Origin of the sequence: Protofrankia sp. CiP3 (assembly GCF_917627345.1) — a bacterium.
Taxonomy (GTDB): domain Bacteria; phylum Actinomycetota; class Actinomycetes; order Frankiales; family Frankiaceae; genus Protofrankia.
Map to the genome: position 1 here is coordinate 2,903 of NZ_CAKJTM010000002.1, position 12,058 is coordinate 14,960.

The 12,058-nt window shown below is 60.8% G+C and carries 9 protein-coding genes; 2 read left to right on the forward strand and 7 right to left on the reverse strand.

All coding sequences use genetic code 11. The features are described 5' to 3' along the window. Window positions 1-125 precede the first annotated feature (125 nt). From MJ797_RS00835 to MJ797_RS00845, 3 genes are all read right to left on the reverse strand, one after another. A complete protein-coding gene (locus MJ797_RS00835) occupies window positions 126-1,526 on the reverse strand; it encodes an O-antigen ligase (protein ID WP_239330210.1) in 1,401 nt (466 codons plus the stop codon). A gap of 607 nt (window positions 1,527-2,133) precedes the next feature. Further along, window positions 2,134-3,006: a bifunctional 2-polyprenyl-6-hydroxyphenol methylase/3-demethylubiquinol 3-O-methyltransferase UbiG gene (locus tag MJ797_RS00840; RefSeq protein ID WP_239330213.1), complete on the reverse strand. Its 873-nt coding sequence runs from the start codon at window positions 3,004-3,006 to the stop codon at window positions 2,134-2,136. Between the two features lie 251 nt (window positions 3,007-3,257). Next, window positions 3,258-4,949 carry an asparagine synthetase B gene (locus tag MJ797_RS00845; RefSeq protein WP_239330892.1) on the reverse strand — a complete coding sequence of 564 codons (1,692 nt, stop codon included), beginning with the start codon at window positions 4,947-4,949 and terminating at the stop codon, window positions 3,258-3,260. Between MJ797_RS00845 and MJ797_RS00850 the strand changes: the two genes are divergently transcribed. Continuing rightward, a complete protein-coding gene (locus tag MJ797_RS00850; protein WP_239330936.1) occupies window positions 4,845-5,090 on the forward strand; it encodes a hypothetical protein in 246 nt (81 codons plus the stop codon). The genes MJ797_RS00845 and MJ797_RS00850 overlap by 105 nt on opposite strands. 276 nt (window positions 5,091-5,366) lie before the next feature. On the opposite strand, the gene MJ797_RS00855 is transcribed toward MJ797_RS00850, so the two are convergent. The 3 genes from MJ797_RS00855 to MJ797_RS00865 form a co-directional block, all read right to left on the reverse strand. Continuing rightward, window positions 5,367-6,125: a bifunctional 2-polyprenyl-6-hydroxyphenol methylase/3-demethylubiquinol 3-O-methyltransferase UbiG gene (locus MJ797_RS00855; RefSeq protein WP_239330216.1), complete on the reverse strand. Its 759-nt coding sequence runs from the start codon at window positions 6,123-6,125 to the stop codon at window positions 5,367-5,369. A 136-nt stretch (window positions 6,126-6,261) separates the two neighbouring features. After that, window positions 6,262-7,602, reverse strand: a complete 1,341-nt coding sequence (locus MJ797_RS00860; protein ID WP_239330219.1) for a phenylacetate--CoA ligase family protein — start codon at window positions 7,600-7,602, stop codon at window positions 6,262-6,264. Further along, window positions 7,602-9,101, reverse strand: coding sequence for a DUF362 domain-containing protein (locus tag MJ797_RS00865; protein ID WP_239330222.1), 1,500 nt, complete (start codon window positions 9,099-9,101; stop codon window positions 7,602-7,604). Before MJ797_RS00865 ends, MJ797_RS00860 begins: the two co-directional genes overlap by 1 nt. A 524-nt stretch (window positions 9,102-9,625) precedes the next feature. Here MJ797_RS00865 and MJ797_RS00870 point away from each other — a divergent pair. Next, window positions 9,626-10,660 (forward strand): glycosyltransferase family 4 protein, encoded by a 1,035-nt coding sequence (locus tag MJ797_RS00870; RefSeq protein WP_239330225.1) that lies wholly within the window; start codon window positions 9,626-9,628, stop codon window positions 10,658-10,660. A gap of 61 nt (window positions 10,661-10,721) precedes the next feature. Here MJ797_RS00870 and MJ797_RS00875 read toward each other — a convergent pair whose 3' ends face one another. After that, window positions 10,722-11,741, reverse strand: a complete 1,020-nt coding sequence (locus MJ797_RS00875) for a GDP-mannose 4,6-dehydratase (protein WP_239330228.1) — start codon at window positions 11,739-11,741, stop codon at window positions 10,722-10,724. Window positions 11,742-12,058 lie beyond the last annotated feature (317 nt).

The window sequence follows — 12,058 nt, forward strand, 5'->3', positions numbered from 1 at the left end:
GGGTCCCGATAAACCCTCGGTGATCCCATGGGAAATCTCTTCGCGGTCCGCTGTGGTAGGCGCTTCGCTGCGCACTTTGATCTCCTTGGTCAGTGGAATCCACGGCATATCGTATGTGACGTGATTCATGCACGGTGCGCTGACCCTTTGAGGCCAAGTTCTGATTGCTCGTCAACCAGTATAAGAAGAGTTAGAAAAATCCAGATAAACAGCGCGACCCGGTTCGCCGTAAATGCAGGGATACCCATTGTTGCTGCCATGCTCAGAAGTAGGACCGCAGTGGCGAACGATCGCTCTGGAGTCCGCCGCGCAGGCCTCCCTTTAAGCCAATTGTAAATCAGTATAACCAGCATGAAGGAAAAAATTGCCACACCGATGAATCCACCGACCACCATCATCTCAATCCATGAACTGTCGTACGGAATGGCAAGACCGCTGGCCCCGTAGCCAAACCATGGATGAGTTTCCGAGACATACTGGAATGCTACACTGAAAGAACCGTTAGAGCTCAGTCGTCCCGCTGTATATTTACTTTCCACGCTCGTACTACCGGTACCGCCGAAGAGCGACGCCAGCATCCAGGAGCCTCGCCACTGCGGGATATCGAACTGGGAAGAAAAAATCTTAACTAACCCGGCGATGCAGCCGAGGACCAGTAGTCGCCGTGTTCGCTGCCCTTGTCCCATTGCCTGCCACACTGCTAGTGGCAGACCAACCAGCAAAAAAATCTTCGAAACACTCAGGACTCCACCGACGAGAACAGGTGTCACTGCAAGTCCGAGAAGAACCGGACGGTCTTGGCCGTGTCGGCCGAAAAGATAAACGGCTGCAAGAAGCGCGAGGGAGTAGGCGACCCCGGCCTCAGCTGGTTGAGCAAAGATTCCCGTCAGTCGACCGTTGTCGAGGGCACGTACAGCAACCGTCGTTTCAAGAGTGGCCGGAGAATATCCCCAGAACCTCTGCAACTGATTGGTTGGATTACTGAAAAGACCGGCAAAAGCTATGATCCCGTTGAGGGATACCATAACTACAAAAACCTGACTGACTACATTTAGTAGCCTAAGTCGCTTATGTCCCACCGCCAGCCAGCATGCAACCAGAAGTAGCACCGCCAGCGGGTAGAGGTAGTTGTCGACGCCGGACAGCAGGTTACCTGGGAAAAACTTGCCGGGCACTGGTACTCGGCTCGCATTAACAATAACCAGAAGAAGAAGAGAGGCCCACAGGATCGCGACACATGCATGTGGATCATCAAACTTCAATTTTGACACAAGAAACGGGATGGCCAACAGCAGAGAGCCGTAGACCATCACCTGCTCCGTCCTGACTCCGACGGTGAGATATGGTCCGAATGCTGCCACCACGACAAGAAAAGGCCAGCTTCGTACAATGAGGGATACCTGGCTGTGGACACCAGGACGCTCAACGGCGGTCACGTGCCCGGAACAGGCGACGAACCGCTGCAATGCAGGACGATGATCCGCACTGGAGTCAATATGGGCTCGATAGTCCGAGGCTATTTTCACCCGGCAGCGACTCCTTTCATTTCTCCGGTAGAAAGCCACCACGAATGGCGGTACGGCACACGGTTATTATAAATCATCAGATGCGCCGGCTCGGGTAGCTGGTAGGCAACACGCCGGACATCTGAACGGAGAACGGCGGCAGTCGATGTGGGATGCTGTCTTTTTGAGGCAAATCACCCGCCAACGGCCATTCGGGTCAATTGAGGGGCGGGGTCAAGTTGTCGTAGCTACAGAATGATATCTCGGTCGGTGCGAAGACCACATCGATACGCTCGCTTTTTACTGCCTCATGCCATGTGCGTGAGCGCGCTGCAAGACGCCCGGACGCGGGTATGACATGTAGTTCAGGCGGAATCGCGGTCGCGACCAGCGGCCGCTCGACACGAGCCAGAATCGGGCCGACTTCGAGCATGTCGTGTTGGGCAAGGCGTGGCAGGATGTGGCGTAGGTACGAAATTCCACCACCGGTCGCTGCTGACGATGCATCGATCGCTACACGGATCATTCGACATCTACCTTTACTTGGCAACCTCCGATCGTTGATCGCAGAGTCGCCATCGATATTGACGGGACAAGCAGTGACGGACGACATCCCACCGAGGCCGCTTCAACGACTCAGCGGATTCCTTGCAATCGTGAACAGGAAAGTGCCCCGCTTTGCCGCGGCGGCCACCCTGCGTTCGTTGCTCAACCAGCCCGAGACGTGGCGGCGCAGCTGCCGTGGCAGCGGGATGACGTCCGACTCCTGTCCCAGGACTGAGGTACGAGCCTCCTCGAAGAACCCTCGACCGAGGTCCTCGAACTGCTCGCGATGAAAGTATCGCGCCATAAAGCCGTCAGTATGCTCCCAGAGGACTTCGTCAGCGCTCCGGTGGCGAAACTCCAGGCCAATAATATAATAACGGGCCAGCAATATTTTGGTCACGAGAGCGTCACGGTTATAGACCATTACCCGCGCCTCCCCCTGTGCTGACAAGGCACGGGCTATCTGGCGGACTATGCGAGTGGTCCGCGACGAGTGATGAATCACCCCCCACGACCATACGAAGTCAAACTCGCCGGCGCCGAACGGCAGTTCCTCGGCATCCGCCTGCTGCACGCGGGCAGTCAGCCCCTTCACGGCCAGCCGCGACTTTGTTGCGGTGACAGCGGTCTCCGTCAGGTCCACAGCGGTGACATCCGCACCTCGAGTTATAAGTTCCTCGGTGTGCAGCCCCATTCCGCAGCCGATCTCCAGTACCCTTTTACCATCGAGCGAATCCGGCATGATCTGGTCGAAAGGCCGCCGTTTGGACAGAAACGGGAAGCTTGCCTCGATCCATCGGCGATCCATTTCATCAAACCATTCGCGACTCATCGGCTCAGAGCTGGACATCCCATGCCAGTCGTAGGTCATCGGGTTGTTCGTCCACCAGTCCCGATTGCCGACCTGGACGCTGTCGATGGGCTGTGCCGCGCTACGATGCGACTTGAATTTCACGAAGGCTCCTCGCCACTTTCCCGACTATGCCCTGTATCGTATTCCATGAGGAGGGTGGAGCTCCTGTGTCCACTGCTCTGGAGTGTCGCCAGGTCGATCGGCTTCTCTTTGGCGGGCTACACCATGGGAAAGATGGTGGGTGTCGTTGGTCATCCGCATCAGCAGATTTTCGTGGCGGCCTGTCATGGCATTTTTTCGTCCCTGCCGGCTGCTAGCGCGCCTGCTCTTGAGCGCATTGATAGATGGTCTACCTAGTGATCAAATTTGTCGCTTTCGAGCGATTCAAGCCACGCGTTCAACGATGCGATGGCCCAGATCTCCGCCCAACGACGACTGTTGCTTTCGAGTACTCGGCGGCCGATCACCGGGTCGACATAGCTCCAGACCGCAGCCGTCGGATCCGCAAGCGCCCGGACATAGACTGAGAGCGGTCCAGCGTCCATTTCCTGTTGAACCCCGACGGTGAAGCCCTGCTTGGGCCCGCGTGCGGCTCGAAGCAGACGACGGTCGCCGACAGCGCGGGCGAATCGTATTTTTCCGACCCGACCGTCTTCCGCGGCGCGCAGCCCCGCGGCAAGAACGCACCGGTCCACAAACGGGACACGTAGCTCCACCGAGCTGGCCATGGAAAATCCGTCCGCGTCTGGTAGAAGCGTCGCGCTGAGGTAACTCTCCACTTCAGCCCGGGTTAGAGCGGCGGACGAGCAGCCATCGCCCAGCCCCTCCGGGGGCTGAACATGATCCGGCACAGTGCCGACGAGACCGGCGCCGGCAAGGGCACGCTCGAGGGGCCAGACCGACCGATGTAGGAGATCAAACTCCCACACACTCCGTGGACCGCCAAGCGCGACGAGTGTCTTTGCCTTGGCCGGAACACGCGCTGGAAGCAGGTCAAGTTGTTGGTCCACCCACCGCCGTGGCCCTGCGGGAAGACGATCGAGCGCGCGGAGAACCGGCAAGGCTGGAAGCTGCCGAAAGTGGCTGTAGCCGCCGAACGCCTCGTCACCACCGAGCCCGGAAAGCGCGACCTTGAAGCCGTGGTCCCGTACCGCCCGGCACACGATCCACGTGTTCAATCCGTCGATCGACGGCCGCTGCATGTGACCAAAGAATGACTCGATGTCCAGGGGATCGCCACCAACGGTCACAACCTGGTGATGATGACTGAAAGCCGCGGCGATCGCCGCGGCTCCCGGAGCCTCACCCTGCCGCGGCCCTGGTGCAATCGTCAGACAGGTCAGCGTGCTTCCGAGCTCCCGCGCGGCCCACGCGATCGCGGCAGAATCGATACCCGACGACAACAGGAGAGCGGTGGGTACATCCGCGCCAAGGTGGACGGCAACGGCGTCCAGGAGAGTTGTGCGCAGTGGGGCATTTCTCTCGGGTGCGCCGAGCGGGAGTGGACCACCGAGCCGGTCGGGACCGACGATGGTTCCTCGTGCGCGTTCGCCGGATGCATCGATCTCGATCCAGGTGTTTGCCGGCACAGCCTGGATGCCATCGAACGGTGATTCGTTACCACCCAAGGCGCCCAGATGCAGAAAGCGAGCCACCGCCGCAGCCCGCATGGACCCGTGGGGTGTTATGGCGGCAAGCGCCCGTAGCTCCGAGGCGAAGGCGACGGTCCCATCTGACAGCCGGCGCCAGTAGAGTGGTTTTATACCAAGAGGGTCACGGGCGAGCAAGATCCGCTGCCGTTGTACGTCCGCGGCGGCGAACGCGTACATGCCCCTCAGCCGCCACAGTTCGTGGGATCCGTGATCCTCGAGAAGCTGCGGGATGACCCGCCCGTCGCTTCCACGCGTGTCGCTTAGCCCCAACCAGCGAGCCACCTCGCGGTGATTGTAGATCTCTCCGTTAAAGACGGTACTGATGGTTCCGCCGACCGAAAACAGGGGCTGGTTACCGGCGTCGGCTGGTGCGATAATCCCAAGTCGGGCAATGCCGAGCGTGAGCGACTGGGTATACATGACCGCGCTGTGGTCAGGTCCGCGGTGATGTTGCATCCTGATGAGTGCGGCGACCCGATGTTCCGCCCGATCCTTCTCGGCGTCGACTACGCCCGCGATTCCGCACATGCCTGATTCCTTTCCGGCCGAGGCAGCAGTTGCCAGGTGTGCCGCTGACCACGTATGCATATGAATCCATTGCGCGTATCCGCAGCTGCCAATCGCGTGGCTGTTGGGAAGAAAAAAATCCGCATTTCCCGCCCCAGGCGCCTGGCCCGTGTCACCTATTCGCCTCGTCAAACGCGGAGTACATCGAGACTGCCATGTTCAACTCTGAATCCCACCTACTGCGATGAGCTCGTTTTCTTCAGATCTATTTGGGGACCAGCGGCAGCCAGGACGGTCCGTCGCTCATTCCCGCCGCCCCATGATGTAGATGTCGCTGCACAACGAAGGCCGTCGCTGCAGCAGCGGGTCGAGATAACCGATGGATCGACGCACCCAGCGACGTCTGTCGCTGTAACCGTTCCAGTTCCGACCTTCGATGCGGACATCCACGAGCCCCATGTCTCGCGCGATATACCGCAGATCGTCTGAATCGGGCTCCCGCACGTGCCCCCGGAAGCGCGGCTGTTCGTACCAGTCTGCCATTCCCGACCACTTTCCTCGGCCTAGAAGCACCGTAACCCTCTTTTTGAGGTCGACGCAGTTCGGTGCGCCCAGAAAGAACCATCCCCCCGGACGCAGGGCCTTCTTCACCTCATGCAGCAGGGTCTTCGGTGAATGGTGCAGATGTTCGATGTTGTCGAAGCTGGTGATAACGTCAAAGCTTTCCGGCTCCGCACTGAAGCCCTCTTCGATCACGTCCCGGCGGAGGACCTTCACACCGTGTGCACGATACATGTCAAGCACCCCGTCGCCGAGCTCTGCATTGATGGGGTCCGCGAAATCATCGACAAGGACGGCCTCGAGACCCGCTATGGTACAGCCGAGAGAGAATAGGCCAACGCCGCCGCCGATGTCACAGACCCGACCGCCCTGGGCTAGGGCCGCGACGGTCGAGACGTGGAAAACCTGCCTTCGTATGTCCCTCATCGAAACATCGTGCAGGGCCGACGGAAGCTCCCGTACGAGCTGTGCAAATTCTTCGGCAAGATGGTTGGCATTCACCAGTAGATCTCCATATTACGTCGTAGGCTGACTGGCATAGCCTGGTTTTCCTGGCGCGCTCGCAAGATCCGGCTGATGTGGGCGAGAATGTCGAAAAATCCCTCGAAACCGCTGCAGCCTGACCAAGCAGACCGTGTCAGAGTGCATCACCCTGGTCCTGGGCGGGAGCCGGTCGGTAGCGTTGATCAACTGTTACAGTCTTTCCCAGCCGGCTCACGATGTCATCCGAAGAGACAACGGTGACAGACACCGCGAGCCGGTCGCCGACCCGGTCCTGTAGCAGGCGGTGGGCCCGGGACAGGTCGTTTGTCGCTGGTTGCCGGGCTGCGGCGACACGCAGTTCCACCTCGCCACGCCGTTCCTGCCGGAACTGGAACCTGTCGAAGACTGCGAATGCGCTGTCGTGGAAGTTCAGGGCAGCGGTGGAGATCGGTTCGTCATCGGCCCCGTAGACCAAGGACTGATCCCACCGGCCGCGAATTTCGGTCAGTACGGGGAATGGTGAACCACATACACACCGTGCGCCCTCGGAATCCGGAGACTGGAGCGTCCCTCCATCTTCGGTGTCGTAACGCACGAGGGGCATGGCGGCGTTTGTCATTCCGGTTCCGACGATTCGGCCAGCGACGATCTCGGCTACGCCATAGGTAGGCGTGACATGATAGACGCCGGTCCGGCGCGGGCACTCGCCTGCGAACACCACTTTCTCGCTCTGCCCGTACCAGCGCACCACAGGGGCCCCGAAGACATCACGCAAGAGCGGCAACTGCCAGTCAAAGGCGCCCTCGCTGGCAAGTAGAACTGCCCGGATTCTGCTTAGTTCCGGGTACGGTCCGGTCCGCGCCACCCAACGCGCGAAGGGCGTTACGGCCGACGGATACCCCCAGATCGCCACAGGCCGGAAGTCCCGAAGCCGATCCAGGAGTTCGGCGAACGTTCGATCAGACAAATGGAATGGTGAGACCAGGAATTGGTTGTACGTAGGCTGGAACAGGATAGGACGACCGGCGAAACCTTCACCGAGGCTGCCACCTCGAAAAGTGATCTTCGGGTCGGTTGGCCGTACACCCACCCGACCCCACACGTACGCGATATGCGCCCACTCGGTGAAAAAGGACGGGTAGGATATTCTGAGATCGAGAGGCCGTCCGCCGGTGCCGCCGGTGGTGACCCGCCGAGCCGGCACTCGTGGATGGGCGAAGGATCCGGCAACCTGACGAACCGCCTCCTTGGTCAGTATTGGAAGGTTATCAAGCGAACCGTGCAGGTATTCTGGACGTGCCCGGTAGTAGGGCACCGATCGAAGCCATCTGTGTTGAAACCTGCTCAGCCGGGCCAGCTGCCACTCCCGGACTTCGGCCGCGTCGGCCATTTCCAACCGGGCGAGTGTACGAAGGTGTGCCTGGACGAGTGGGCTGGTGTACGCAGCCGCGAATACCGTGGCCGCGGCCCGTGATCCGAACAACGAGGTAGTCATCATCGATGCGCTGCCGGACGCGGCTCGTGTTCGATGTGCCCCTTCCAGGCGAAGTGTGGTTCGGCATGCAGAGTAGCCTCGACCGGCAGCGCCCCGAGACGGATGTTCCACGGATCGTGATCGGAAACGACCTGGATCTCACGCCAGTTACCAGCGGCCAACGGAAGGCTTCGACACATGAACGCCTGGCGGACCACCGGTATCCGATCCGGGTCGAAGCCAAACAGGTATGTAACAACCGCGTCAACGGCTGCGGGGGTCGTCCCGCAGGCGAGCAAGCGGGAGGGAAGTGCATCTGGGTTCATCGGACCGTTGCGATGACCCGCGATCACCCCATCCACAAGGACGATGTGTCGCCGGTTCGGGTCCGGGGTGTGAGCCACCGTGCCATCCGCACGGCCATATTCCACGATCTTGTTCAGGTCCAGGCACATGCGCCACACCGTGTCGTTGCCCCACCAGTTGCCGCTGCGCACGACGCTGTCACCGTCCCCGAACACCTGGCTGCCGCCACGCCGAGCAACTCGCAATATGCCGCCACCCAGGCGAGGGGCGGCCAGCGCCACCCGTTGGAGCTTGGTCGCAACAGCCCGCTCAAGGGAGTGCCGGGTATTCCGGCTGGGATGCTCATCACCGCCGCTGTCAGGCCGACCCTCCGTATGATGCGGCAACCAGTTCTTGTCAGCGTTGACCCCGACGAGGTTTTTGAGCCCAAGCGTGATCCCAGCTTTCTTGTGACTTTTCAACTTCGGGAGGTTGACCACGAGGTCAGATCGCATCACGGTACCGGACAGCAGGTACGCGTGCCGACCTCCACGGTGGTGAAAATTCACCACGCGGCTGTCATAATCAGCACCATAGTAGCGGCCGGTGCCGCTATGACCGACAAACTCGCTGGCCGTGGCGAGGTCGAAGGATATCTCGCCACCGGGATCACCCGCCAGGCGGTGCCTGGCCACGACAACGTCATCGACCGTCGTCCATTCCTCCTTCCGTAGGTCGATCAGGTCCAACGTGAATCCGCGTTCCCGATAAAAACGCTGCAGGTCGTCCATGCCGAGTATGTGTATGATCGCGGAGAATGACGAATCGGTCTGTGGTGCGTCAGCGACGACCACCCGTCCAGCGGACCCGACCGCGGCGAAGGCATAGTCGGCGACGGCACGGACCACCGAGCCGTGCGTGAGTACGTAACGCCATCCACCGGCATCGCGCGGATGGCGCTCCCGCACCAGATTTGGTTTGAGTACGACCGTTCCGCCCGGTCCGACGAAATCGCCCAGTGGATTCCAACGGGCCGTTTCCACGTGCGCGGCGTCCATCCCGGCCAGTGCCAGTACTCGGCGAACCCCAGCGTAGACCGGGTTCTCGCTGGTGCTGAGGTGATCGTGCATGTACTCGGGATATGCCGTATCAGGGGAGAAGGGCGCCGCGTCCGGGTACGAGGCAACCTCGGTCCGCGTTGCTGCCACCTGATACCGGGCAACATTTTCGGACATTCCCTTCCTTCTTGGTAGGAACGCTGGCCGAAATACCACAACGACTGCGGCAACGGTGCTCGAATGCGCTGATCCTGCTGAGAACGGTGGACAGGCGTCTACGACTGATCAGATGAGTACTCAGGGTAGCAGCCTGCTTGCCAAATGCCAGAACCGCGCCGCGCCGGTCATACCAAGGGCCCAAGTAGCCTGCTGGGTGGAGCTCATTCCCCACAGGGCAGCCGCGTCTGCTCGTCCGCACATGTTCCAGTTCCCGAACGTGCACCATTAGAATCTATCTAAAATAGGAACAGAATTATGAGCATTTCCGAGGTTAGCGCGTCGGTGCAGCCGACCCAACGTACTTCTCGGGCACAATAGGTGATGTGAAAAATCCTGTACGTAATGATCAACTGGCAGGGTCATCTGACCAGGCTGGCGACGTGCTGCTGCTCGCACCATCGCTTGGACTCGGTGGCGGTATCGAGCGGTATCTCTCTACCGTTGTCCGAGCGCTCGAGGGGTCGGGTGCTCAGGTCCGGCGAGTGGACCTACTCACGCCGGAGCGCCGCCCTACCCCGGCTGTCAAAGCGACCTTCGTTGCTCGTGCGCTTGCCGCCGCTCGGAGGCATCCACCCGTCGGGTGCCTCCTGATAGGGCATCCTGCCCTCATCCCGGTGGCCGTCCCGGTAGCGGCACGCGCCCGTCCGCGCCGCTCGTTCGTCACGTTCTACGGCGCCGACATCTGGGGTACCACGTCACTGCGTCGGATGCTGCTCACCCGGTTCTCAGGGGCGAGTCCGCTGACAATCAGTAGCTTCAGCGCGGGTGCCCTGCTGTCTCTCGGTCTCCCGGCTGTCCTCCCACCGGGGATCGACCCGCTGTGGCGGCGGACCCTGCTGGAAGTCCCCCGGCAGTCCAGCACGGACCACGTACCGATTGTGCTGTCCGTCTGTCGGCTATCGGATTGGCGCGGAAAAGGCTTGGTGGAGCTGGCCGGAGCCGTCGAAGAGGTCCGGGAGAGACTCGGCGAAGTGCGCCTGATCGTGGCGGGGCAGGGGCCCGCCCCTTCCGAACTGGTCGAGCTGCTTGCTCGTACGCAAGGCGACCTGCGGGTCTCACCGTCCGATTCCCAGTTGGCGGAGCTCTACGCAAAGGCGGACCTGTTTGCCCTGTGTACTCGTACCCGGGTAAAGCCCCCGTCCAGCGGGGAAGGCTTTGGCATCGTGTTGGTCGAGGCGCAGCTTGCGGGTTGCCCGGTCGTCGCCCCGTTCTCCGGCGGCTCGGCCGATGCCTATATTTCCGGGCTGACCGGTTGGTCGCCAGCGGAGGAGTCCACGGCAGCCCTCGCCGATCTGGTACTGCGGCTGCTGTCCGACCCCACACGTCTCGCCGAAGCCGGCCAACGTGCCCGGGATTGGGCGCGGACGGCGACTGAACCAGCAGCCTACGCCGAGCAGGCGTGTCGGCTCCTTCTGGGTACCACAGCGCCGTCCGGTGCCGTGCCCGAACCCCGGCCGGCCCCGCATCTGTGCAGGGCCGACGACGGGCAGGTCGCCGACTCGATCCCGTTGCGGTAACCGGGGTTGAGTCGGCAGGTGGGCCGGCCTGGGACAATCAAGTCGGTCAGTGCCAGTCAGATCAGTGGCGGGACGCCCTGTGACGCATGGCTTCCTCACGCTCGAGGTTATTGCGTTCGGTGGCGAGGTCGGCATCCACCATCATCTGGACGAGAGCCTCGAATCCGACGGCTGGTCGCCAGCCGAGCGCATCCCGCGCCTTGCTCGCGTCACCGACAAGCACATCCACCTCCGCCGGACGTAGGAATCGCGGGTCCTGGATGACGTATGCGCTCCAGTCATCGATGCCGACGTGGCCGAACGCTGTGTCAAGAAGCTCACGGATCGAGTGCGTCTCGCCAGTAGCGACAACGTAGTCCTCGGGGGTGTCGCGCTGGAGCATCCGCCACATGGCGTCGACGTAGTCGCCGGCAAAACCCCAGTCGCGGCGTGCGTCAAGATTGCCGAGTGTAATATTTTCCTGCACGCCCAGCGCGATCCGTGCCACACCGCGACTGATTTTCCTGGTCACGAACTCCACGCCGCGCCGCGGACTCTCATGATTGAAAAGAATGCCAGACACGGCGTATGCGCCGTATGATTCACGGTAGTTAATACTGATGTAGTGGCCAAAGGTCTTGGCAACCCCGTACGGCGAGCGCGGGTGGAACGGTGTTGTCTCGCGCTGCGGGGTCTCCCGCACCTTGCCAAACATTTCCGAGCTCGATGCCTGATAAAAACGGATTCGAGCCATTTCGTCCGAAGTGACTATCCGGATCGCCTCCAACATGCGCAGGACGCCGATGCCGGTTGTCTCGCCGGTCAGTTCCGCCTGTCGCCACGACAGCCCGACGAACGAGATTGCGCCCAAATTGTAGACCTCGTCCGGTTGTGCGATTTCGACTGCCCCGATGAGGGATGGCAGGTCTGTCAAGTCTCCCTCCAGCAGCCGGATCCCCGGCAGCATCTTCTCGACCATTGCGATCTTCGGATTCGACTGTCCGCGAACGAGGCCGAATACCTCGTATCCCTTGTCGCTCAGCAACTCACCCAGGTAGAGGCCATCCTGGCCGGTGATGCCGGTGATCAGTGCCCGTGGCATGCGACAGCCTCCCTATTGCGACTCAAAGTGTACGGCATATTGCGCATCGTAGTTGCCTTACGTTATTTTCTACCGTCGCCACACTCAGGCAACCGCTTGCCGGCTTTGGATCTACGTACTGACACCGTGGTAACAGGCAACTGAAGCACTTGATCTATGCTGAGCCTGACCATCGCCTGTTGCCCAGCGGGCCCGAAAACCGACAAGATCTACTCCGCCAAGAGTATAAACAGGACGAGAGTTCTTTTATTGGCCAATACAGGACCAAAAATGATAGATGAACTGAAAATTTGAATATTCTCGAATATTTGCACCTT